Source organism: Lelliottia sp., from assembly GCF_045627565.1.
Classification (GTDB): Bacteria; Pseudomonadota; Gammaproteobacteria; order Enterobacterales; family Enterobacteriaceae; genus Enterobacter.
Map to the genome: position 1 here is coordinate 97,794 of NZ_JAZQNX010000010.1, position 24,590 is coordinate 122,383.

General features: G+C 54.0%; 21 protein-coding genes and 1 pseudogene. 16 read left to right on the forward strand and 6 right to left on the reverse strand.

What is annotated here, in order from left to right; genetic code table 11:
* Positions 1-6: 6 nt before the first annotated feature.
* From ACKI5T_RS08290 to satP, 4 genes are all read right to left on the reverse strand, one after another.
* Positions 7-783, reverse strand: coding sequence for an ABC transporter ATP-binding protein (locus ACKI5T_RS08290; protein WP_407437107.1), 777 nt, complete (start codon positions 781-783; stop codon positions 7-9).
* Positions 780-1,853, reverse strand: coding sequence for a FecCD family ABC transporter permease (locus ACKI5T_RS08295; RefSeq protein ID WP_407436967.1), 1,074 nt, complete (start codon positions 1,851-1,853; stop codon positions 780-782). The genes ACKI5T_RS08290 and ACKI5T_RS08295 overlap by 4 nt, the downstream gene beginning before the upstream one ends.
* 184 nt (positions 1,854-2,037) lie before the next feature.
* The gene (locus ACKI5T_RS08300; protein ID WP_407436969.1) at positions 2,038-3,288 is read right to left on the reverse strand and encodes a chloride channel protein; all 1,251 of its coding nucleotides are present in this window, start codon (positions 3,286-3,288) and stop codon (positions 2,038-2,040) included.
* Between the two features lie 116 nt (positions 3,289-3,404).
* Positions 3,405-3,971, reverse strand: a complete 567-nt coding sequence (gene satP, locus ACKI5T_RS08305) for an acetate uptake transporter (RefSeq protein ID WP_012015986.1) — start codon at positions 3,969-3,971, stop codon at positions 3,405-3,407.
* Positions 3,972-4,266: 295 nt separating this feature from the next.
* Between satP and dnaK the strand changes: the two genes are divergently transcribed.
* The 4 genes from dnaK to nhaR all read left to right on the forward strand — a co-directional run bounded on the left by dnaK (position 4,267) and on the right by nhaR (position 9,730).
* Positions 4,267-6,189, forward strand: a complete 1,923-nt coding sequence (gene dnaK, locus ACKI5T_RS08310; protein WP_012015987.1) for a molecular chaperone DnaK — start codon at positions 4,267-4,269, stop codon at positions 6,187-6,189.
* 86 nt (positions 6,190-6,275) lie between these two features.
* Complete coding sequence (gene dnaJ, locus ACKI5T_RS08315) at positions 6,276-7,424, forward strand: molecular chaperone DnaJ (RefSeq protein ID WP_012015988.1); 1,149 nt, start codon at positions 6,276-6,278, stop codon at positions 7,422-7,424.
* A 169-nt stretch (positions 7,425-7,593) separates the two neighbouring features.
* Positions 7,594-8,769 carry a Na+/H+ antiporter NhaA gene (gene nhaA, locus ACKI5T_RS08320; RefSeq protein WP_407436972.1) on the forward strand — a complete coding sequence of 392 codons (1,176 nt, stop codon included), beginning with the start codon at positions 7,594-7,596 and terminating at the stop codon, positions 8,767-8,769.
* A 58-nt stretch (positions 8,770-8,827) separates the two neighbouring features.
* The gene (gene nhaR / locus ACKI5T_RS08325; RefSeq protein WP_407436974.1) at positions 8,828-9,730 is read left to right on the forward strand and encodes a transcriptional activator NhaR; all 903 of its coding nucleotides are present in this window, start codon (positions 8,828-8,830) and stop codon (positions 9,728-9,730) included.
* Positions 9,731-9,787: 57 nt separating this feature from the next.
* Here nhaR and rpsT read toward each other — a convergent pair whose 3' ends face one another.
* Positions 9,788-10,051, reverse strand: coding sequence for a 30S ribosomal protein S20 (gene rpsT / locus ACKI5T_RS08330; RefSeq protein ID WP_012015991.1), 264 nt, complete (start codon positions 10,049-10,051; stop codon positions 9,788-9,790).
* A gap of 78 nt (positions 10,052-10,129) precedes the next feature.
* Between rpsT and ACKI5T_RS08335 the strand changes: the two are divergent.
* The 6 genes and pseudogenes from ACKI5T_RS08335 (at position 10,130) to ispH (ending at position 16,129) form a co-directional block, all read left to right on the forward strand.
* A pseudogene (locus ACKI5T_RS08335) lies at positions 10,130-10,372 on the forward strand (DUF2575 domain-containing protein).
* Positions 10,373-10,379: 7 nt separating this feature from the next.
* Entirely contained in the window at positions 10,380-11,318 is a 939-nt protein-coding gene (gene ribF / locus ACKI5T_RS08340) for a bifunctional riboflavin kinase/FAD synthetase (protein WP_133631737.1), read from the forward strand.
* A 37-nt stretch (positions 11,319-11,355) separates the two neighbouring features.
* On the forward strand, positions 11,356-14,172 hold the full coding sequence (gene ileS, locus ACKI5T_RS08345) for an isoleucine--tRNA ligase (RefSeq protein WP_407436976.1): 2,817 nt from the start codon (positions 11,356-11,358) through the stop codon (positions 14,170-14,172).
* A complete protein-coding gene (gene lspA / locus ACKI5T_RS08350; protein WP_133631735.1) occupies positions 14,172-14,672 on the forward strand; it encodes a signal peptidase II in 501 nt (166 codons plus the stop codon). Before ileS ends, lspA begins: the two co-directional genes overlap by 1 nt.
* Positions 14,673-14,727: 55 nt before the next feature.
* Entirely contained in the window at positions 14,728-15,198 is a 471-nt protein-coding gene (fkpB, locus tag ACKI5T_RS08355; protein ID WP_059180161.1) for an FKBP-type peptidyl-prolyl cis-trans isomerase, read from the forward strand.
* Positions 15,179-16,129, forward strand: a complete 951-nt coding sequence (gene ispH / locus ACKI5T_RS08360) for a 4-hydroxy-3-methylbut-2-enyl diphosphate reductase (RefSeq protein ID WP_407436979.1) — start codon at positions 15,179-15,181, stop codon at positions 16,127-16,129. Before fkpB ends, ispH begins: the two co-directional genes overlap by 20 nt.
* A gap of 17 nt (positions 16,130-16,146) precedes the next feature.
* Here the strand turns inward: ispH and ACKI5T_RS08365 are convergent, their stop codons facing one another.
* Positions 16,147-17,052: a LysR family transcriptional regulator gene (locus tag ACKI5T_RS08365; protein ID WP_407436981.1), complete on the reverse strand. Its 906-nt coding sequence runs from the start codon at positions 17,050-17,052 to the stop codon at positions 16,147-16,149.
* A gap of 92 nt (positions 17,053-17,144) precedes the next feature.
* Between ACKI5T_RS08365 and ACKI5T_RS08370 the strand changes: the two genes are divergently transcribed.
* From ACKI5T_RS08370 to ACKI5T_RS08395, 6 genes are all read left to right on the forward strand, one after another.
* Positions 17,145-17,774, forward strand: coding sequence for an alanyl-tRNA editing protein (locus ACKI5T_RS08370; protein WP_407436983.1), 630 nt, complete (start codon positions 17,145-17,147; stop codon positions 17,772-17,774).
* Positions 17,775-17,927: 153 nt separating this feature from the next.
* Complete coding sequence (dapB, locus tag ACKI5T_RS08375) at positions 17,928-18,749, forward strand: 4-hydroxy-tetrahydrodipicolinate reductase (RefSeq protein WP_012015999.1); 822 nt, start codon at positions 17,928-17,930, stop codon at positions 18,747-18,749.
* Positions 18,750-19,203: 454 nt separating this feature from the next.
* Complete coding sequence (gene carA / locus ACKI5T_RS08380) at positions 19,204-20,352, forward strand: glutamine-hydrolyzing carbamoyl-phosphate synthase small subunit (protein WP_012016000.1); 1,149 nt, start codon at positions 19,204-19,206, stop codon at positions 20,350-20,352.
* Positions 20,353-20,370: 18 nt separating this feature from the next.
* Positions 20,371-23,595, forward strand: a complete 3,225-nt coding sequence (carB, locus tag ACKI5T_RS08385) for a carbamoyl-phosphate synthase large subunit (protein ID WP_407436985.1) — start codon at positions 20,371-20,373, stop codon at positions 23,593-23,595.
* 126 nt (positions 23,596-23,721) lie between these two features.
* Entirely contained in the window at positions 23,722-24,210 is a 489-nt protein-coding gene (locus tag ACKI5T_RS08390) for a toxin-antitoxin system YwqK family antitoxin (protein WP_407436988.1), read from the forward strand.
* A 101-nt stretch (positions 24,211-24,311) separates the two neighbouring features.
* Entirely contained in the window at positions 24,312-24,545 is a 234-nt protein-coding gene (locus ACKI5T_RS08395) for a YgdI/YgdR family lipoprotein (protein ID WP_407436990.1), read from the forward strand.
* Positions 24,546-24,590: the final 45 nt, after the last annotated feature.

Below are 24,590 nucleotides of genomic sequence, written 5' to 3' on the forward strand. Positions count from 1 at the left end.
TTATTTTTATGTTGTTAACCCATCGACCACCACATGCGGTAGCCCTTGCGAACACGTTTCCACGCGCCCCTGCACGCCATACACCGTCGCCAGATTGGCGGGGGTGACGACCTCTCCCGGAATACCGCTGGCAATCAGCGTGCCGTTTTTTAACATCACCGCATATTGCGCGTGGCGCAGCGCGATGTTGATGTCGTGAATCACCACGACGGTGACGATATTCCGCTGACGTGTTTCACGGGCAACGATATCCATGACGTGAAACTGATAGTTGAGGTCGAGCGCGCTAAGCGGTTCATCCAGCAGGAGTAAATCTGGCTGACGGATCAGCGATTGCGCCAAACCGATCAGCTGTTTCTGACCGCCGGAGAGCTGGTCGAGATAGCTCATCGCCAGATGCGAGACGCCGAGCTTATGCAAAATGTCATAGGCTTCTTGTTCGGCATTGCCGTGGGTGTCGCTGCCACTGGCGCGACGCGCAACAATCACCGATTCCAGGGCGTGCAAATGCACGCCAGCCGGAAGCGACTGCGGCAAATACACCACTTTTTGCGCACGCTTCGCGGGCGGCAGGGTCATCAGATCCTCACCGTTGAGGGCGATTTTGCCTTGGGCCGGATTGAGATCTGCCAGCGCACGCAGCAGGGTTGATTTCCCCGAACCGTTGGGTCCTAACAGGGCGGTGATTTTGCCACGCGGCAGCAGTGGGGTGGTTAGCCCGTCGATGATTTTCTTTTTGCGATAGCCAGTGTGCAGATCGGTAACGAGTAAACCGTCCATCAGAGCGTTCCCCGGTGGCGAATAATAATGCTCAGGAAGAAAGGCACGCCGACCAGTGACGTGACAATCCCGACGGGAATGATGACGCCAGGCACGATATTTTTAGAAAGCGCGGAGGCCAGGGAAAGCACCAGTGCGCCGATCAGCATACTACCCGGCAGGTAAAAGCGGTGATCCTCGCCAAACATCATGCGGGAAATGTGCGGCGCGACAAGACCGATAAAGCCGACAGGGCCGACAAACGCCACCGTCAGCGCCGAAATGATGCTGATGCGCAGCAGGGTGGTGAGCCGCAGTTTGCGCACGTTGATACCAAAGCTGACGGCGCGATCTTCACCCAGGCGCAGGGCGGTGAGCTTCCACGCGTTTTTCAGCGAGAGCGGGACGACGATCAGTAACACCACGACCAGAATCGCCAGTTTGTCCCACGACGCGCGGGCCAGGCTGCCCATCGTCCAGAACACCAGCCCCTGTAACGTGTCTTCGCTGGCGACAAACTGCAGAATCGAAATCAACGCATTGAACGTGAATACCAACGCAATCCCAAACAGCACGACGCCGGAGGTGGCGACGCGCGTCCAGCGGCTAATACCGTCGAGAATAAAACAGGCCATCAGTGCAAAAACAAAGGCGTTAACGGAGATAAACCACTGGTCGGGAATGCCAGGAATCCCCACGCCCAGGATTATCGCCAGTGCGGCACCAAACGAGGCGGCAGACGAAACGCCCAGCGTAAACGGGCTGGCGAGGGGGTTATTCAGGATGGTTTGCATCTCGGCACCGGCTAAACCCAACGCCAGGCCGACGACCACCGCCATCAGCGCGAAAGGCAGCCGTAAATCCCAGACGATCACGCGTGTGCCCGCGTCAGCGGAGGCTGCATCAAACAGCGTATGCCAAAGTGTGGCGACGGAAATTCCGGACGGGCCGAGGGTAAAATCAAGCAGCAGCGAGAGCAGGATCAACAGCAGGAGGACACCTGCGACGATAAAGCGCCGCAAGATGATTTTTTTGTAATGCGACGCGACAGCCGCCCCGTCAGGATTATCCCGGCTGGCTAAAATGGAACTCATTGGCTTACCTTGTGCAACACATCAGAACCGTATTTTATCCCTAAACGTTCCTGTACAAAGGCTGCCTGATATCCAATATCCGGGGGATGCTGCCGGTGACAATATTCCGGATGATAATGCTTATCAATTGAAAAAACAGGAATCAGAGAAGTCGTTTAGCTACGGTTGCAATTTTGCACAAAAATTAACCTTCGAGTTTTCGAAACGTCATGTACGCCCCGGCTGCACTCAGGGGCAATGGGACCAGGAAGCTATGGTCCATGCGGGTGAATTCCATCATGAGTGCGATAGCGGTAACGGGCATTTGCATGGATGCCGATAAAAAACCTGCCGCGCCCGTGAGCGCAAAACTGGCCATATCGCTCCCAGGAAAGAAGCGGCCAAGCAGCATAAAAAGCAGTGAACCCAGCAGTGCGCCAACGGCGAGACCGGGCGTCAGTAATCCCCCTTCCGCACCGCCGCGCAAAACGGCCCAGATCACGAAGATTTTGAGACACAGAATCGCGGCCGCCAGTTTCAGCGTGACGTCGCCTGCAAGCGTGAGCTGAATCGGGCCTTTGCCGTTGCCGGGCAACTGCGGAAACCACATTGATAACGCGCCGAGCGCCGCAAATGCCACCAGACTGAACACCGGCATCTGCCAGTTACTGCGCACTTTGCTGCGTGCGCGCTGGGTGATGCGGCGAAACCAGAAGGCGGCTATGCCAAACAATGGGCCTGAAAGCGCCGCCCAGAACACCAGCGAGGTGGCGGCCATTTCGGTCGTAAAGCGATATTGATGCTCATCGCCGAGTCCCAGCGTGGCGACCCACGCCGCAAGGGCTGACGTGACCAGAGCAGCAATGGCGGCTTCCCAGCTAAAGCTGATTAATAGCACTTCGAGGGTGAATATCGCGCCAGCCAGCGGAACGTTGTACACCGCAGCCAGTCCCGCGCCCGCGCCGCAGGCAATCATCAGTTGGATATCTGCTGCCGTCAGGTGCAAACGCCGGGCAACCCCTCCGGCAAACAACGCACCCAGTTCACGCGGTGCGACTTCGCGACCCAGCGGTGAGCCCATCGCAACGGTGATAATTTGCAGCAGGGAGTGAATTAGCGTGGTGATGCCCGGCATCGGTTTATCGGGCTGGTTGACGGCGGCGCTAATACTGACGCGTTTTTTACCGTAGCGGGCAAGGAGCCACCAGCCACAGCCCGCAATGAGGCCGGCAGCCAGCAGGGCGAGAAATCTCCGCTGCGCGCTGGCATCCGTCACGCCTTCTAAAAATGATTGCGGGCTTATGAGCGCTTTCTGGCTATAGCCGTAAACGAGATGCTGGATTTCGTGCAGCAGCAGGGCGAGCAGCATACCACCCAGCCCGGCTAAAATTCCGGTGAGCAATAATGCGGTCCAGCGTTGCAGCCAGTAAGAACGAGAGGGGACATTCGCCGTCATATGAGCATCTTTAAGAAAAGAGTGAGAACCAGTGTTCCACAAAGCGCATTAACAGGATATCAATCAGAAGCATAAAGCGGGAGATTTCGTGCCCGCGAGGCGGGCACGAAGGGGGATCAGTGTTTTTCACCAATCGGCAGAACGGTGCGGCCAAACTGTTCGTTCAGCACTTCACCCATTGCCAGGTAGATCGCGCTTGCGCCACACACCAGACCAATCCAGCCTGCAATGTGAACGATACCTTCGTTATCCGCCAGATGACCAATCGCCAACAGGGCGAACAGAACGGTCAGGCTCAGGAACACGAACTGTAGCGCACGGTTGCCCGCCAGAGTGCCGAAGAACATGAACAGCGTGAAGACGCCCCACAGACCCAGGTAAACGCCCAGGAAGTGCGCGTTTGCCGCGTCAGCCAGACCCATTTTCGGCATAATCAGAATAGCAACCAGAGTCAGCCAGAATGAACCGTAAGAGGTGAATGCCGTTAAACCGAAGGTATTGCCTTTTTTATATTCCAGCAGGCCCGCGAAGATTTGCGCGATACCGCCGTAAAAAATGCCCATCGCCAGGATAATGCTATCCATCGGGAAGAAACCGATGTTATGCAGGTTCAGCAGAATTGTGGTCATGCCAAAACCCATCAGGCCCAGCGGAGCCGGATTAGCCAACTTAGTGTTGCCCATAAGTCCTCAAAATAAATCATCATTAAATGGTGAAGTGGTTAAGCCCCGCCAACTCTCCCTGGCGGGGCGCGGCATCATAAAGGGCACAACACTCGGCGTCTATGATCTGAACAGGGGGAATTTAAAATATTTTTTATGCTTCCCCCTTGATGGATGCGGTTACGACCCCATCTTGTAGTCAACCGCAGTGAGTGAAGCTGAAAAAAATCAAATCTGGGCAGTTGAAACCGCACGTTTCGCCCTTATTACAGATTCACAACCACATGATGAACAAATTTTTAGTGGAGACGTTTAGATGGGTAAAATTATTGGTATCGACTTGGGTACTACCAACTCTTGTGTAGCGATTATGGATGGTACTACTGCTCGTGTGCTGGAGAACGCCGAAGGCGATCGCACCACGCCTTCTATTATTGCGTATACCCAGGACGGTGAAACTCTGGTTGGCCAGCCGGCTAAACGTCAGGCCGTGACAAACCCGCAAAACACGCTTTTTGCGATTAAACGCCTGATTGGTCGCCGCTTCCAGGACGAAGAAGTGCAGCGTGATGAAGCCATCATGCCGTACAAAATCATCGGTGCAGACAACGGTGATGCATGGATCGACGTGAAGGGCCAGAAAATGGCACCACCGCAGATCTCTGCTGAAGTGCTGAAAAAAATGAAGAAAACGGCTGAAGATTACCTGGGCGAACCGGTAACTGAAGCGGTTATCACCGTACCTGCATACTTCAACGATGCACAGCGTCAGGCAACGAAAGATGCCGGTCGTATCGCGGGTCTGGAAGTCAAACGTATTATCAACGAACCAACTGCTGCTGCTCTGGCTTACGGCCTGGACAAAGAAGTTGGCAACCGTACTATCGCGGTTTATGACCTCGGTGGTGGTACTTTCGATATCTCTATTATCGAAATCGACGAAGTTGACGGCGAAAAAACCTTCGAAGTTCTGGCAACCAACGGTGATACCCACCTGGGTGGTGAAGACTTCGACAGCCGTATGATCAACTATCTCGTTGACGAATTTAAGAAAGATCAGGGCATTGACCTGCGTAACGATCCGCTGGCCATGCAGCGCCTGAAAGAAGCCGCAGAAAAAGCGAAAATTGAGCTCTCTTCTGCGCAACAGACCGACGTTAACCTGCCGTACATCACTGCAGACGCGAGCGGTCCTAAACACATGAACATCAAAGTGACCCGTGCGAAACTGGAAAGCCTGGTCGAAGACCTGGTGAACCGTTCTATCGAGCCACTGAAAGTTGCTCTGCAGGATGCGGGTCTGTCCGTATCTGATATCCAGGACGTTATCCTGGTCGGTGGTCAGACGCGTATGCCAATGGTTCAGAAGAAAGTTGCTGAATTCTTTGGTAAAGAGCCGCGTAAAGACGTTAACCCGGACGAAGCCGTTGCAATCGGTGCTGCTGTTCAGGGTGGTGTATTGACCGGTGAAGTGAAAGACGTACTGCTGCTGGACGTTACCCCGCTGTCTCTGGGGATCGAAACCATGGGCGGCGTGATGACGGCGCTGATCAGCAAAAACACCACCATCCCGACCAAGCACAGCCAGGTGTTCTCTACCGCTGAAGACAACCAGTCTGCGGTAACCATCCATGTGCTGCAGGGTGAGCGTAAACGTGCTGCGGACAACAAAGATCTGGGCCAGTTTAACCTCGACGGTATCAGCCCGGCACCGCGCGGTATGCCTCAGATCGAAGTGACTTTTGACATCGATGCTGATGGTATCCTGCACGTTTCCGCCAAAGACAAAAACAGCGGTAAAGAGCAGAAGATCACCATCAAGGCGTCTTCTGGTCTGAACGAAGAAGAGATCCAGAAAATGGTGCGTGAAGCGGAAGCTAACGCCGAGTCTGACCGTAAGTTCGAAGAACTGGTTCAGACCCGTAACCAGGGTGACCATTTGCTGCACAGCACTCGTAAGCAGGTTGAAGAGGCAGGCGATCAATTGCCAGCTGATGATAAAACCGCTATCGAGACTGCATTGAGCGCGCTGGAAACGTCTCTGAAAGGCGAAGACAAAGCGGATATCGAAGCGAAAATGCAGGAACTGGCGCAAGCGTCCCAGAAGCTGATGGAAATTGCTCAGCAACAGCACGCACAGCAGCAGGCTGGCGCAGCAGGCGCTGACGCTTCTCAGAACCATGCGAAAGACGACGACGTTGTTGACGCTGAGTTCGAAGAAGTTAAAGACAAAAAGTAATCGCCCTGATGCAGGGTAATTAATCGGCACGGGCGAAGAGGTTTCCTCTCCGCCCGTGCTCGCATGTTAAGGGGCTGAAAAAACCAATGGCAAAGCAAGATTTTTACGAGATTTTAGGCGTTCCGAAAACCGCGGAAGAGCGTGAAATCAAGAAGGCGTACAAGCGCCTGGCCATGAAGTTTCACCCGGATCGTAATCAGGGTGACAAAGAGGCCGAAGCCAAATTTAAAGAGATCAAAGAAGCCTACGAGATCCTGACCGATGCGCAGAAGCGTGCGGCATACGATCAGTACGGTCATGCCGCGTTTGAACAAGGCGGTATGGGCGGTGGTGGTTACGGTGGCGGCGGCTTTGGTGGCGGCGGTGCTGATTTTGGCGATATCTTTGGCGACGTTTTCGGCGATATCTTCGGCGGTGGCCGTGGACGCCAGCGTGCATCCCGTGGCGCAGATCTGCGCTACAACATGGAATTGACGCTGGAAGAAGCGGTACGTGGCGTGACCAAAGAGATCCGCATTCCTACGCTGGAAGAGTGTGATATCTGCCACGGCAGCGGCGCGAAAGTCGGCACCAAACCGCAGACGTGTCCAACCTGTCATGGTTCCGGCCAGGTCCAGATTCGTCAGGGTTTCTTCGCGGTGCAGCAGGCGTGTCCACACTGTCACGGTCGCGGTACGCTTATCAAAGATCCGTGCAACAAATGTCACGGTCATGGCCGCGTCGAGAAAACCAAAACCCTGTCCGTGAAAATCCCGGCAGGCGTTGATACCGGTGACCGTATTCGCCTGGCGGGTGAAGGCGAAGCGGGTGAACACGGTGCGCAGGCAGGCGATCTGTACGTTCAGGTTCAGGTAAAACAGCACGCCATTTTCGAGCGTGAAGGGAATAACCTGTACTGCGAAGTGCCGATCAACTTTGCGATGGCTGCACTGGGTGGCGAAATTGAAGTCCCGACTTTAGATGGTCGTGTGAATCTGAAAGTCCCTGGTGAAACACAAACCGGCAAGCTGTTCCGCATGCGTGGAAGAGGCGTTAAATCGGTACGTGGCGGTGCGCAGGGTGACCTGCTGTGTCGTGTGGTCGTTGAAACGCCAGTCGGTCTGAACGACAAACAGAAACAGCTGTTAAAAGAGTTGCAGGAAAGCTTCGGCGGCCCAACGGGTGAAAATAACAGCCCGCGTTCCAAAAGCTTCTTCGACGGCGTGAAAAAGTTCTTCGATGATTTGACCCGCTAAACCGTTAGCTGGTGTACATCACAAAGCCCGGAAGCGATTCCGGGCTTTTTGTTTTTGTGCATATTGCTCGGTAAAACTGAGTTTATACTCAATATTAATCTGTTTTTCCCGAGTTGTTAGCCTTGGTATGATGGTTTTAACGAAGCATCGTCTTTAAGAGAGAATCAAAGTGAAATTACTACACCGTTTCTTCAGCAATGAAGCGTCCGGCGGCATTATTTTGATTATCGCCGCTGCGGCCGCGATGGTATTTGCCAACCTTGGGGCGACTCAGGGTCTGTATCACGCGTTTCTGGAAACGCCCGTTGAACTCCGCGTGGGTGTTCTGGAAATTAACAAGAACATGCTGCTCTGGATAAACGATGCGCTGATGGCGGTCTTTTTCCTGCTTGTGGGCCTGGAAGTGAAGCGCGAGCTGGTTCAGGGCTCGCTCGCTAGCCGCCAACGGGCGGCGTTTCCTGTCATCGCTGCAATTGGCGGTATGGTCGTGCCAGCGTTGCTCTATCTGGCATTTAACTATCAGGATCCGATTGCGCGTCAGGGCTGGGCTATCCCGGCCGCGACGGATATTGCGTTTGCGCTTGGCGTACTGGCCTTATTAGGCAGCCGCGTTCCGGTGGCGTTGAAGATTTTCCTGATGGCCCTGGCGATTATCGATGACCTTGGCGCTATCGTGATCATTGCGCTGTTCTACACCAGCGATCTGTCGATTCTGTCGCTAAGCGTTGCCGCAGGGGCTATCGCTGCGCTGGCGCTGCTGAACATTTTTAACGTACGCAGAACGGGGATCTACATTTTAGTTGGCGTCGTGCTGTGGACCGCGGTCTTGAAATCGGGTGTCCATGCCACGCTGGCAGGCGTGATTATCGGCTTCTTTATACCGCTTAAAGAGCAGGACGGTAACTCGCCAGCCCAACAGCTTGAGCATGTCCTGCATCCATGGGTCGCGTTTATGATTCTGCCGCTTTTCGCCTTTGCCAATGCGGGCGTGTCCCTGCAGGGCGTGACGCTTTCAGGGCTGACCTCCATGCTGCCGATGGGCATTATTGCCGGTCTGTTTATTGGTAAGCCGCTGGGCATCAGCCTGTTCTGCTGGCTGGCACTGAAGCTGAAACTCGCGTCATTACCGGAGGGGACGACTTTCCGACAGATTATGGCGGTGGGCGTGCTGTGCGGAATTGGCTTCACGATGTCCATTTTCATCTCGACGCTGGCGTTTGCATCCATGGACCCGCAGCTCATCGTCTGGGCTAAGCTCGGTATCCTGACCGGATCGTTGCTGGCGGCGTTTGTCGGCTACTCGTTATTGAAAGTGAAATTGTCGGGGCAGGTCCAGCCGGTATAACAGGCAGGGGGAGGGCAGCGGCTCTCTCCCTAAGACACTATCAGGGAGCGAAGATACGATGTCTCATATCAATTACAACCATCTCTACTACTTCTGGAATGCCTACAAAGCGGGTTCCGTTGTGGGGGCGGCAGAGGCGTTATATCTGACGCCGCAGACCATTACCGGTCAGATAAAGGCACTCGAAGAACGCCTGCAAGGGAAACTGTTTAAGCGTAAAGGGCGCGGAATTGAACCGACCGAGCTTGGTGAGCTGGTGTTTCGCTACGCCGATAAGATGTTCACGCTGAGCCAGGAAATGCTCGATATCGTCAACTATCGCAAAGAGTCGAATTTGCTCTTTGATGTCGGCGTCGCGGATGCGCTCTCAAAACGCCTGGTAAGCGGTGTACTGGACGCGGCGGTAGTAGAAGATGAACAGATCCATCTGCGCTGCTTTGAATCCACACACGAGATGCTGCTGGAGCAGTTGAGCCAGCATAAGCTGGATATCATCATTTCTGATTGTCCGATTGATTCCACGCAACAGGAGGGGTTGTTCTCGGTGAAGATAGGTGAATGCGGGGTGAGCTTCTGGTGCATTAACCCGCCGCCGGAAAAACCGTTTCCAGCCTGTCTTGAGGAGCGACGCCTGTTAGTGCCGGGACGGCGATCGATGCTGGGCCGCAAGCTGCTCAACTGGTTTAACTCGCAGGGACTGAAAGTGGAGATCCTTGGGGAGTTTGATGATGCCGCGCTGATGAAAGCCTTTGGTGAAGCGCATAACGCTATTTTTGTCGCGCCGACGCTGTACGCGCACGATCTTTATATCGATGAGAAGGTAACGGAGATTGGACGAGTGGATAACGTGATGGAAGAGTACCACGCGATATTCGCTGAGCGAATGATTCAGCACCCGGCGGTGCAGCGCATCTGTAACCGCGACTACTCGGCGTTGTTTACGCCGCCAGCGTCACGTTAAACCAATAAAAAAACCCGCATTAAGCGGGTTCTTTAAACAAGCAACAACAAGTGGCGATTAAGCCAGTTTGCTGATCTGCGCGGTCAAGTTTGCTTTATGACGCGCTGCTTTGTTTTTGTGGATCAGACCTTTAGCAGCCTGACGGTCCACGATTGGTTGCATTTCGTTAAATGCGTTCTGCGCTGCAGCTTTGTCGCCAGCTTCGATTGCTGCGTATACTTTCTTGATGAAAGTACGCATCATAGAGCGACGGCTTGCGTTGTGCTTACGAGCCTTTTCAGACTGAACGGCACGTTTCTTAGCTGATTTGATATTAGCCAAGTCCAACTCCCAAATATGATCTATGTGGACAATTCAAAGGCCGAGGAATATGCCCTCTATACCTTCTTTTGTCAATGGATTTGTGCAAATAAGCGCCGTTTATATGGCGACGCTACGTTACGTAGTGATGGCGCAGGATTCTACCAGCTTGTCTCTCCTGAATACAGTCTTTCGGCACAAAAAACGCAGTTGGCGGGCAGATTTTTTTGCACCTGAAGATAAGGTCTATGAAATCAGGGCGGCTTTCTGAAGTGAGGGAACAATCGCCAGTTAACGTTAACCGCTGTACAAGGTATACTTTGGCGATTTTCACTGTCTTGAGCCTGTCATGAAGCTGATACGCGGCATACATAATCTCAGCCAGGCCCCTCATGGGTGCGTGCTGACAATTGGTAATTTCGACGGCGTACATCGTGGTCATCAGGCGCTGTTGCAGGGATTGCGTAAAGAGGGCCAGGCCCGTGGACTGCCCGTTGTGGTGATGATTTTTGAGCCGCAACCGCTGGAACTGTTTGCCGGTGATAAAGCTCCCGCTCGCTTAACGCGCCTGCGCGACAAATTGCGCTATCTGGCAGAGTGTGGCGTGGATTACGTACTGTGCGTACGTTTTGACCAACGTTTTGCCGCGCTCACGGCGCAGGCTTTCGTTGGCGATCTGCTGGTCAAACGTCTGGGCGTGCAGTTTCTTGCCGTAGGCGATGATTTCCGCTTTGGCGCTGGTCGTCAGGGCGATTTCTTGTTATTACAGAAGGCTGGCCTGGAATACGGCTTTGACGTCACCAGCACTATGACTTTCTGTGAAGGCGGCGTGCGTGTGAGCAGTACGGCGGTTCGCCTGGCACTGGCCGACGATCAACTGGATGTGGCGGAGACCCTGTTAGGGCATCCGTTCTCGATTTCCGGTCGCGTTGTGCATGGCGACGCGCTGGGGCGCACAATAGGTTTCCCGACGGCGAACGTTCCGCTACGTCGTCAGGTATCCCCGGTGAAAGGGGTGTATGCGGTAGAAGTGAGCGGGCTTGGCGATACGCTTTTGCCCGGTGTTGCCAACATTGGTACCCGTCCAACGGTTGCCGGCGTGCGTCAGCAGCTGGAAGTGCACCTGCTGGACGTTGTAATGGACCTTTATGGTCGCCATATAGATGTAATCCTGCGTAAAAAAATACGCAATGAGCAGCGATTTGCATCGCTCGATGAGCTGAAAGCACAAATTGCGCGCGATGAGTTAACGGCCCGCGAATATTTTGGGCTATCGAACCCGGCTTAACGCCTGAATGAGTTTTAAATACGGAACCGAGAATCTAATGAGTGACTATAAATCGACCCTGAATTTGCCGGAAACAGGGTTCCCGATGCGCGGCGATCTCGCCAAGCGTGAACCGGGAATGCTGGCGCGTTGGACCGATGATGACCTGTACGGCATCATTCGTGCCGCCAAGAAAGGCAAAAAATCCTTCATTCTGCATGATGGCCCTCCTTATGCGAATGGCAGCATTCATATTGGTCACTCTGTAAACAAGATTCTGAAAGACATTATCGTGAAGTCCAAAGGGCTCACGGGTTTTGACTCGCCTTATGTTCCGGGTTGGGACTGCCACGGTCTGCCGATCGAGCTGAAAGTGGAGCAAGAATACGGCAAGCCGGGTGAGAAATTTACCGCAGCGGAGTTCCGCGCAAAATGCCGTGAATATGCAGCGGCGCAGGTTGATGGTCAGCGTAAAGACTTCATCCGTCTGGGTGTGCTGGGTGACTGGTCGCGTCCATACCTGACTATGGACTTCAAAACTGAAGCCAACATTATTCGTGCGCTGGGTAAAATCATCGGTAACGGCCACCTGCATAAAGGCGCGAAGCCTGTGCACTGGTGTGTTGACTGCCGTTCTGCACTGGCAGAAGCGGAAGTGGAGTATTACGACAAAACCTCTCCTTCTATCGACGTGGCTTTCCACGCCGTCGATCCGGACGCGGTGAAAGCCAAATTCGGTGTCTCTTCCGTCAGCGGCCCTATTTCTCTGGTTATCTGGACCACCACGCCGTGGACGTTGCCTGCTAACCGCGCCATTTCCCTCTCTGCTGATTTCGATTATGCGCTGGTGCAGATTGACGCGCAGGCGGTGATCCTGGCGAAAGATTTGGTTGAGAGCGTTCTGAAACGCGCGCATATCACGGATTACACCGTGCTGGGAACCGTGAACGGTGCTGAGCTGGAACTGCTGCGCTTCAAACATCCGTTCCTCGATTTCGACGTGCCGGCCATTTTGGGCGATCACGTTACGCTGGAAGCGGGTACCGGTGCAGTACACACCGCCGGTGGTCACGGCCCTGACGATTACAATATCAGCCTGAAATACGGTCTGGAAATCGCGAATCCGGTTGGCCCGGACGGTGTTTATCTGCCTGGCACCTACCCGGCGCTGGACGGTATCAACGTCTTCAAAGCTAACGACATCATCGTCGACATGCTGCGTACCAGCGGTGCGCTGCTGCACGTTGAGAAGATGCAGCACAGCTATCCATGCTGCTGGCGTCACAAGTCGCCGATCATCTTCCGTGCGACCCCGCAGTGGTTCATCAGCATGGATCAGAAAGGCCTGCGAGCGCAGTCTCTGAAAGAGATCAAAGGCGTGCAGTGGATCCCGGACTGGGGTCAGGCGCGTATCGAATCCATGGTCGCCAACCGTCCTGACTGGTGCATCTCCCGTCAGCGTACGTGGGGTGTGCCAATGTCTCTGTTTGTGCATAAAGAGACGCAGGAGCTGCATCCGAATACGCTGGAACTGATGGAAGAAGTGGCGAAACGCGTTGAAGCTGACGGCATTCAGGCGTGGTGGGATTTGGATTCAAAAGAGATTCTGGGCGCTGACGCGGACAACTACGAGAAAGTGCCTGACACCCTCGACGTGTGGTTCGACTCTGGCTCAACCCACTCTTCCGTGGTTGACGTGCGCCCTGAGTTCTCGGGTCACGCCGCCGATATGTATCTGGAAGGTTCTGACCAACACCGCGGCTGGTTCATGTCATCTCTGATGATCTCTACCGCGATGAAAGGCAAAGCGCCTTACCGTCAGGTTCTGACTCACGGTTTCACCGTGGATGGTCAGGGCCGTAAAATGTCCAAATCCATCGGTAACACCGTTTCTCCGCAGGACGTGATGAACAAACTCGGCGCGGATATTCTGCGTCTGTGGGTGGCATCAACGGACTACACCGGTGAAATGGCGGTATCGGATGAGATCCTCAAACGTGCTGCCGATAGCTATCGTCGTATCCGTAACACCGCGCGCTTCTTGCTCGCCAACCTGAACGGGTTCAACCCGGTTACCGACATGGTGAAACCGGAAGAAATGGTCGTTCTGGATCGTTGGGCGGTAGGCTGCGCGCAAGCGGCACAGGAAGATATCCTGAAGGCCTACGAGTCTTACGACTTCCACGAAGTGGTGCAGCGCCTGATGCGCTTCTGCTCCATCGAGATGGGCTCGTTCTACCTCGACATCATCAAAGACCGTCAGTACACCGCTAAATCCGACAGCGTGGCGCGTCGCAGCTGCCAGACTGCGCTGTTCCACATCGCAGAAGCGCTGGTTCGTTGGATGGCGCCAATCATGTCCTTCACCGCAGATGAAATCTGGGCCTACTTGCCAGGCGATCGCGAGAAATACGTGTTCACCGGCGAATGGTACGAAGGTCTGTTTGGTCTGGCTGAAACCGAAGCGATGAACGATACCTTCTGGGACGAGCTGCTGAAAGTGCGTGGCGAAGTGAACAAAGTTATCGAACAGGCGCGTGCGGACAAGAAAGTCGGTGGCTCTCTTGAAGCGGCAGTGACGTTGTATGCAGAACCAGAACTGGCCGCGAAGCTGACGGCGCTGGGTGATGAATTGCGATTTGTCCTGTTGACCTCGGGTGCACAGGTTGCCGATTATGCACAAGCTACCGCTGATGCTCAGCAGAGCGAACTGCTCAAAGGGCTGAAAGTGGCATTGGCAAAAGCCGAAGGTGATAAATGCCCGCGTTGCTGGCATTACACCACCGATGTCGGCCAGGTGGCGGAACACGCAGAAATCTGTGGACGCTGTGTTACTAACATCGCCGGTGATGGCGAAAAACGTAAGTTTGCCTGATGACTAAATCGTTTTGTTCAACAGGACTTCGCTGGCTATGGCTGGTCGTCGTCGTGCTGATTATTGATTTGGGCAGCAAATTCCTTATCCTCCAGAACTTTGCTCTGGGGGATACGGTACCGCTGTTCCCGTCACTGAATCTGCATTATGCGCGCAACTACGGCGCGGCGTTTAGCTTCCTCGCCGACAGCGGCGGCTGGCAGCGTTGGTTCTTTGCTGGTATCGCGCTGGGTATCTGCCTGGTGCTGACCGTGATGATGTATCGCGCGAAGGCTAGCCAGAAACTGAACAATATTGCTTATGCACTGATTATTGGTGGCGCGCTGGGCAACCTGTTCGACCGTCTGTGGCACGGCTTTGTCGTCGATATGATCGACTTCTACGTCGGCAACTGGCACTTCGCGACGTTCAACCTGGCCGATAGCGCCATTTGCATCGGTGCTGCGATGATTGTGCTGGAAGGCTTTTTGCCAAACGCTGCCGCGAAGAAACAGGCGTAATCTTTATTGCCCGGTGAGCGTTATGCCACCGGGCTAAAACAACTGGACGATTTGCATGTCTAAATCCATACAGAGCAATAGCGCGGTCCTGGTTCACTTCACGCTGAAGATGGAAGATGGTTCCACCGCTGAATCTACCCGCAACAACGGCAAACCTGCGCTGTTTCGCCTCGGTGACACCTCACTTTCTGAAGGCCTTGAACAACAGCTTTTAGGCCTGAAAGAAGGCGAGAAAAAAGCGTTTTCGCTCGAGCCGGATGCCGCGTTTGGTGTACCGTCGCCAGACCTGATCCAGTATTTCTCGCGTCGTGAATTTATGGATGCGGGCGAGCCGGAAATCGGCGCAATTATGCTCTTTACCGCTATGGATGGCAGCGAAATGCCTGGCGTGATCCGAGAAATCAATGGCGATTCCATCACCGTTGATTTCAACCATCCGCTCGCCGGGCGCACTGTCCATTTTGATGTCGAAGTGCTGGAGATTGACCCGGCACTGGAGGAAACGAATGCAGATCCTGTTGGCTAACCCGCGCGGTTTTTGCGCCGGCGTTGACCGCGCTATCAGCATTGTTGAAAACGCGCTGGAACTTTACGGCGCGCCTATTTATGTGCGACATGAAGTGGTGCACAACCGCTACGTGGTTGAAAGCCTGCGTGAGCGCGGCGCGATCTTTATCGAGCAGATCAGCGAAGTGCCGGACGGCACAATCCTGATTTTCTCCGCGCACGGTGTGTCTCAGGCCGTTCGTAACGAAGCGAAAAGTCGTGATCTGACCGTGTTTGACGCGACCTGTCCGCTGGTGACCAAAGTCCATATGGAAGTCGCTCGCGCCAGCCGTCGTGGTGAAGAATCGATCCTGATTGGTCATGCTGGGCATCCGGAAGTCGAAGGCACAATGGGCCAATACAGCAACCCGGAAGGGGGCATGTATCTGGTCGAGTCGCCGGAAGACGTATTGACGCTCAACGTGAAAAACGACGCTAAGCTGTCGTTTATGACTCAGACCACGCTCTCTGTCGACGACACGTCAGATGTCATTGACGCTCTGCGCAAGCGCTTCCCGAAAATCGTCGGGCCGCGTAAAGATGACATTTGTTATGCCACCACCAACCGTCAGGAAGCGGTACGTGCGCTGGCTGAACAGGCTGATGTGGTGCTGGTTGTCGGTTCCAAAAACTCGTCTAACTCCAACCGTCTGGCCGAACTGGCGCAGCGTATGGGGAAAACGGCGTTTTTGATTGATGATGCGACCGATATTCAGGAAGCGTGGGTAAAAGACGTGAACTGCGTGGGTGTTACCGCTGGCGCTTCCGCACCGGATATTCTGGTGCAAAATGTTATCGCCCGCCTGCAGGAACTGGGCGGCGGAGATGCCATTCCACTCGAAGGACGCGAAGAGAATATCGTCTTCGAAGTGCCGAAAGAGCTGCGCATCGACGCGCGAGAAGTCGAATAAAATACGCAAAATGCCAGTCACTGAATGACTGGCATTTTTTCATTTAGATAGTAAATCATCGCCCGCATTCTGGCTGGCATATGTTTGTTACGCGTCCAAAGAAGCCAGAGATCACCCGAATAGCTACTAATAAATTCCCATTCCGGCAGCACCTGCACGATCTCCCCACACGCCAGCGCTTCGCGAGCGGTAAATAGCGGTAGACTGCCAATACCCAAATGACGTTTTACTGCATCCAGCCGCACGCCCGTATGGTTAGCGGCATAGCGTCCACGCGTTTGCACGGTTTCTGTTTTCCCGTGCAGGGCGAACTTCCAGCGGGAATCAGCAGGGGTTTCGCCCAGCGAAATACAGCTATGCGCACGAAGATCCTGCGGATGCTGCGGTATGCCTGCTCGACGGAGATATTCAGGCGTTGCGCCAATGATATGGGTCACGGGCATCAGGGCTTTGCCATACAGACCTGGAGACGGCGTGTTAGTGATTCGCAGGGCAAGATCCACACCGTCATCGATCAAGTCCATATAGCGGTCTTCAAGGCGCAGGCAAACATCAATTTGCGGATGACGGTTGAGAAACTCTGGTATCAGCGGATGAATGACAAATCGCCCAACAGCCTTGGGAACACTCAGCGTCAGCCTTCCTTGAGCAACGGTTTGCAGACTGCTGCCAGAATCTAGCGCCTGTTTTGCCGCTTCCAGCATATCCAGCGCGTGTTCATATACCGATTTTCCGGTTTCGGTAAGCGCCAGCTTACGCGTGGTGCGATGCAGCAGTTTGCCGCCCATTTCTTGTTCCAGCCGCGAGACGCAGCGGCTCAGTGCAGACGGAGTGGCTCCGACAATTCGGGCAGCAGCAGAAAAGCTCCCGTGTTCAACAATGGCAACAAAAGTCGCAAGATCGGGAAGCAGTGTCACTTTCATTTGTGTATTCCAGGCAAGAGTCCATTGTGTTAGTGGCGCATTATCACCGTTCACGTAATGAATATACTGTCATGAATAAGAGGAGAATAGCCATGACAGAGCGTCTTTATTACACCAATGAAATGACAGTGGGCCGGGCGCAGATCGTGCGTTGTACTGAGGAACAGGATGGTCGCTACGCGATTGAACTGGACCAGACCCTTTTCCATCCACAGGGCGGCGGGCAACCGGCGGATACAGGCTGGATAGCCGGGGTTGCGGTAGAAGAGGTTATTCAGCGTGACGAGAACATCATGCACATTCTGGCGCGCTCGCTTGCTAAGGGCGAGGTGGATATCCAGATCGATGCCGCGGTGAGAGAGCTTCATTCCTGCTGGCATACGGCTGGTCATCTGATTGGCTATGCCGGGGAACGCTTTGGCTGGCGTCCGGTAAAAGCCCACCACTGGCCAGGCGAAGGGCGGATTACATTCATTCCGGGTGAAGAAGGTGCTGCGCCCAGTGCCGACATGTTCAAAGAACTTGTCGACGGCTGGCGAGCCGAGAAACTCATACGCCACGTTGAAATGGACGAGGGCCGCAGAAAAGTGTGGTTTGGCGATTTGCCCGCCTATTTGTGTGGCGGTACCCATGTTTCCGATCTCAGTAAACTGGGCGCTGTAGATATAAGTAACGTGAAGCAGAAAAAGGGACAGCTCATCGTGAGCTATCGCGTTCTGTGATGGGGTAGCGCCTCCCGGCCTGAATCATGCCTTTTACTGATATCTCTCCCTGTTTATCATAAAATTCTAATTATCGGCGTTTTAGATGGCAGCCTTCTCAAAGGCTGGTTAATCTGAAAACGATTTACATACTTTTAACGTAAGAGAATAACTATGCATGATGCACAGGTCCGGGTCGCGATTGCGGGCGCGGGTGGACGTATGGGCCGTCAGCTGATTCAGGCTGCGCTGCAGATGGAGGGCGTCGTGCTGGGTGCGGCGCTGGAACGCGAAGGCTCTACACTTTTAGGTACGGACGCGGGTGAGCTGGCGGGGGCTGGACATTCAGGTGTCACGGTGCAAAGCAGTCTTGACGCAGTAAAAGCTGATTTTGACGTGTTCATCGATTTTACCCGTCCGGAAGGCACGCTGGAGCATCTGGCTTTTTGCCGCCAGCACGGTAAAGGGATGATCATCGGTACCACGGGTTTTGATGATGCAGGCAAGCAAGCCATCAAAGACGCTGCGCAGGATATCGCGATTGTCTTTGCCGCGAACTTTAGCGTGGGCGTCAACGTCATGCTCAAACTGCTGGAAAAAGCAGCCAAAGTGATGGGCGACTACACGGATATCGAGATTATCGAAGCGCATCACCGCCATAAAGTCGATGCGCCATCCGGAACCGCTCTGGCGATGGGCGAAGCGATTGCTTATGCACTCGACAAAGATTTAAAAGACTGTGCAGTGTATACCCGTGAAGGTCACACCGGCGAACGTGTACCGGGAACAATCGGTTTTGCAACCGTGCGTGCAGGCGATATCGTCGGCGAACATACGGCTATCTTCGCCGATATTGGTGAGAGAGTGGAAATCACGCATAAAGCCTCCAGCAGAATGACCTTCGCAAACGGCGCAGTGCGGTCTGCTTTGTGGTTAAAATCGAAAGGAAATGGTCTTTTTGATATGCGTGATGTGCTTAATCTCAACGAATTATAAGTTTTTATACCCTTCGTGATGTGGTTATTGTAGTCATAGTTACTTGATTACACAGGGCAATAATTTATTGCCCTTTTATTTTACTGCTTATAAATCAAATCCTGCTTATAACATCTATTTTATTATCACTTCTTTCATTTTTGTGTTGCGCCAATGTGAATTTTGACCATTTGGTCTGGTTTTTACTGTGTGATGCCATCGAAAACGATTAAACTGCGTGTACAAACGTTTTCCTCGGTGATTTGGTTGATCTTTTTGGCGGCTAAGTCTCTTAAGCTTCACCAGGTGCTTAAAAGAATACGTAAAATATCCGTTTTCAGTTGACATTGCCCCTACAAATCCCGAGAATGCCGCCGTTTGCCGAAAATCCACTGGCAGCAAATTTGCGTTGCTTCATGACCTTGTTGTGAATTAATATGCAGATAAAGTGAGTGAATATTCTTTGGAGGGTGTTTTGATTAAGTCAGCGCTATTGGTTCTGGAAGACGGAACCCAGTTTATCGGTCGGGCCATAGGGGCAACAGGTTCGGCGGTTGGGGAAGTCGTTTTCAATACTTCAATGACCGGTTATCAAGAAATCCTCACTGATCCTTCCTATTCCCGCCAAATCGTCACTCTTACTTATCCCCATATCGGTAATGTCGGCACCAATGAAGCCGATGCAGAATCTTCCCAGGTCCATGCGCAAGGTCTGATTATTCGCGACCTGCCGCTGATTGCCAGTAACTACCGCAATACGGAAGACCTCTCTTCTTACCTGAAGCGTCACAACATCGTGGCGATTGCCGATATCGATACTCGTAAGTTGACCCGTTTGCTGCGTGAAAAAGGCGCACAGAACGGCTGCATCATCGCCGGGGACAACCTCGATGCTGCGCTGGCACAGGAAAAAGCGAAAGCATTCCCGGGCCTGAACGGCATGGATTTGGCAAAAGAAGTCACCACCACCGAAGCGTACAGCTGGACGCAAGGTAGCTGGACGTTGGCGGGTGAACTGCCAGAGGCGAAGAAAGAAGATGAGCTGCCTTTCCACGTAGTCGCGTACGATTACGGCGCTAAGCGCAACATTCTGCGCATGCTGGTGGATCGCGGCTGCCGCCTGACGGTTGTCCCGGCACAAACGCCTGCAGACGACGTACTGAAGATGAATCCGGACGGGATTTTCCTCTCCAACGGCCCTGGTGACCCTGCGCCGTGCGATTACGCTATCGACGCAATCAAAACCTTCCTTGAAACCGATATTCCGGTATTTGGCATCTGCCTCGGCCATCAGCTGCTGGCTCTGGCAAGCGGTGCGAAAACCATCAAGATGAAGTTCGGCCACCACGGTGGTAACCACCCGGTGAAAGATATCGATAATGATACGGTGATGATTACCGCGCAGAACCACGGTTTTGCGGTTGATGAGGCGTCAATGCCTGCCAACCTGCGCGTGACGCACAAATCGCTTTTCGACCAGACTTTGCAGGGTATTCATCGCACCGATAAGCCCGCGTTCAGCTTCCAGGGACACCCTGAAGCGAGCCCTGGCCCACACGATGCCGCGCCGCTGTTTGATCACTTTATCGACCTTATTGAGCAGTACCGTCAGACCGCTAAATAATCAGGAGCCCAGAGAATCATGCCAAAACGTACAGACATAAAAAGCATCCTGATCCTTGGCGCTGGCCCGATCGTTATCGGCCAGGCCTGCGAATTCGACTACTCCGGTGCACAGGCCTGTAAAGCCCTGCGCGAAGAGGGTTACCGCGTCATTCTAGTGAACTCCAACCCGGCGACGATCATGACCGACCCGGAAATGGCCGATGCCACCTACATCGAGCCGATTCACTGGGAAGTCGTACGCAAAATCATTGAAAAAGAGCGCCCGGATGCGGTGCTGCCCACCATGGGCGGCCAGACTGCACTGAACTGTGCACTGGAGCTTGAGCGTCAGGGCGTGCTGGCTGAATTTGGCGTCACCATGATTGGTGCGACTGCCGATGCGATTGATAAAGCCGAAGACCGCCGCCGCTTCGACGTGGCGATGAAAAAAATCGGTCTCGACACTGCACGTTCCGGTATCGCGCACACCATGGAAGAAGCGCTGGCAGTTGCCGCTGATGTAGGCTATCCGTGCATTATCCGGCCTTCCTTCACCATGGGCGGCACCGGCGGTGGTATCGCCTACAACCGCGAAGAGTTCGAAGAGATTTGCGAGCGCGGTCTGGATCTTTCCCCCACCAAAGAGCTACTGATTGATGAGTCGCTGATTGGCTGGAAAGAGTACGAGATGGAAGTGGTGCGTGATAAAAACGACAACTGCATCATCGTCTGCTCGATTGAAAACTTCGATGCGATGGGCATCCACACCGGTGACTCCATCACCGTGGCCCCTGCGCAGACGCTGACCGACAAAGAGTATCAAATCATGCGTAACGCCTCGATGGCGGTACTGCGTGAAATCGGCGTCGAAACCGGCGGGTCTAACGTGCAGTTCTCGGTGAACCCGAAAACCGGCCGTCTGATTGTTATCGAAATGAACCCGCGCGTGTCCCGCTCCTCCGCGCTGGCCTCTAAAGCGACCGGCTTCCCGATTGCGAAAGTAGCGGCGAAACTGGCGGTGGGTTACACCCTCGACGAGCTGATGAACGACATCACCGGTGGCCGCACGCCTGCCTCCTTCGAGCCGTCCATCGACTACGTTGTGACCAAAATTCCACGCTTTAACTTCGAGAAATTCGCCGGCGCGAACGACCGTCTGACTACTCAGATGAAATCTGTCGGTGAAGTGATGGCGATTGGCCGCACGCAGCAGGAATCCCTGCAGAAAGCGCTGCGCGGTCTGGAAGTGGGCGCGACCGGCTTCGACCCTAAAGTGAGCCTGGACGACCCGGAAGCGCTGACCAAAATCCGCCGCGAGCTGAAAGACGCGGGCGCTGAGCGTATCTGGTACATCGCCGATGCCTTCCGTGCGGGCCTGTCCGTCGACGGCGTGTTCAACCTGACCAACATCGACCGCTGGTTCCTGGTGCAGATTGAAGAGCTGGTGCGTCTGGAAGAGCAAGTGGCCGAGATGGGCATCACCGGTCTCGACGCAGACTTCCTGCGTATGCTGAAGCGTAAAGGCTTTGCTGATGCGCGTCTGGCGACGCTTGCAGGCGTGCGTGAATCAGAAATTCGTAAGCTGCGCGACCAGTACAACCTGCACCCGGTCTACAAACGCGTAGACACCTGTGCTGCAGAATTCGCGACAGACACGGCGTACATGTACTCCACGTACGAAGATGAGTGCGAAGCGAACCCGTCAGTTGACCGCGATAAAATTATGGTGCTCGGCGGCGGTCCAAACCGTATCGGCCAGGGCATTGAGTTTGACTACTGCTGCGTACACGCCTCTCTGGCACTGCGTGAAGACGGTTACGAAACCATTATGGTCAACTGTAACCCCGAAACAGTTTCTACCGATTACGACACCTCTGACCGCCTGTACTTTGAGCCAGTCACGCTGGAAGACGTGCTGGAAATCGTGCGCATCGAGAAGCCAAAAGGTGTCATCGTACAGTACGGCGGCCAGACGCCGCTGAAACTGGCGCGCGCACTGGAAGCCGCTGGCGTTCCGGTTATCGGCACCAGTCCGGATGCGATTGACCGTGCAGAAGACCGCGAGCGCTTCCAGAAAGCGGTTGACCGCCTGAAGCTGAAACAGCCTGCCAACGCCACCGTTACGGCGATTGAAATGGCCGTTGAGAAGGCAAAAGAGATTGGCTACCCGCTGGTGGTGCGTCCGTCTTACGTGCTGGGCGGCCGTGCGATGGAAATCGTCTACGACGAAGCTGACCTGCGCCGTTACTTCCAGACAGCGGTCAGCGTTTCGAACGACGCGCCAGTCCTGCTGGACCGTTTCCTTGACGATGCGGTGGAAGTGGATGTGGATGCTATCTGCGACGGCGAAACCGTGCTGATTGGCGGCATCATGGAGCACATCGAACAGGCTGGCGTTCACTCCGGTGACTCCGCGTGTTCTCTGCCGGCTTATACCCTGAGCCAGGAGATCCAGGACGTGATGCGACAGCAGGTGCAGAAACTGGCCTTCGAGCTGCAGGTTCGCGGTCTGATGAACGTGCAGTTTGCGGTGAAAGACAACGAAGTGTATCTGATTGAAGTTAACCCGCGCGCGGCACGTACCGTACCGTTTGTCTCCAAGGCGACCGGTGTGCCGTTGGCGAAAGTGGCGGCACGCGTGATGGCGGGTCAGACGCTGGCGCAGCAGGGCGTAACCAAAGAAATTATCCCGCCGTACTACTCGGTAAAAGAAGTGGTGCTGCCATTTAACAAATTCCCGGGCGTTGACCCGCTGTTAGGGCCAGAAATGCGCTCGACCGGTGAAGTCATGGGCGTGGGCCGTACCTTCGCAGAAGCCTTCGCGAAGGCACAGCTGGGCAGCAGCTCAACCATGAGAAAACAGGGTCGCGCGCTGCTCTCCGTTCGCGAAGGCGATAAAGAGCGCGTGGTGGACCTGGCCGCGAAGCTGTTGAAGCAGGGCTTTGAGCTGGATGCCACCCACGGTACGGCTATCGTGCTGGGTGAAGCAGGTATCAACCCGCGTCTGGTGAACAAGGTGCATGAAGGTCGTCCGCACATTCAGGACCGTATCAAGAATGGCGAGTACACCTACATCATCAACACCACTGAAGGGCGTCAGGCGATTGAAGACTCCAAGCTGATTCGCCGTAGTGCGCTGCAGTACAAAGTGCATTACGACACCACTCTCAACGGCGGTTTTGCCACGGCGATGGCGCTGAATGCGGATGCCACCGAGAAAGTGATTTCAGTGCAGGAAATGCACGCGCAAATCGGGAAGTAACGCGTCTCAGAATCATCCCAAAACCCGCTTCGGCGGGTTTTTTATTGCCTTTCCGACCAATATTGGCGGTTGTGCCCCGCGCTAATTCATCGCACTTTGAAGGCTTCTCATAAAAAGGAGTTTTCTGTGACTCGTTCAATGACGCTGTTATCTCTGGCTTTGCTGCTGTCCGGCTGCGCGGATTTTGCTTCTTCCGTCACTAACACGATTGATGGTATGGGCATGACGCCAGATTATGCTAAAGGTCTTCAGGACGATCTTCAGGCGCAGAAAAAGCTCACTACGCCGGTCATCAATGTGGCGGAAACCGTGCCGGAAGGAAAACTGATTGAGAAATATGACAACGGTGGCAAGAAGTTTGAGACCATTGTGAAGAACCGCTGCTTCGATGAATACATTGATATTTACTATCCGAACGGTACGTTAAGAACCCACACGCCGCTGGTGAACTGCAAGGCGGAAGGGGTTTCTCAGGGCTATACCCAGGACGGTAAACTGCGCACCACCATTACCTTCAAGGATAGCGTCGCGAACGGCGAAGCGAAAACCTATGATGTGAACGGTAAGGTTTTACAAATAGTTATGTACAAAGACGGTTTCCCGCAGAAACGTTAAGGTGCTGCTTCAGAGTGTTCTGCATTTTTCCTGGTGCGCGGACATTGCCGCTAAAGTGTAGGGTCAGAAGGTAAGAAATGACTATCAACAGGGAGCACACCATGAAAAGTAAACTTATGCTGACATCCATTTTTGCAGCCGCAGCGCTCTTTACCGTAGCCGGTTGTTCATCGAATCAAGCGGTGAAAACGACTGATGGCAAAACGATTGTCACCGACGGCAAACCGCAGGTTGATGACGACACCGGACTGGTGTCCTACGAAAATGCGGAAACCGGCAAGACCGAGCAGATCAACCGCGACCAGGTTAAATCTATGGGTGAACTGAAAAACTAAGTCAGTTTTATCCATTTGCCCCGTCAATAATATTCACTATTAGCC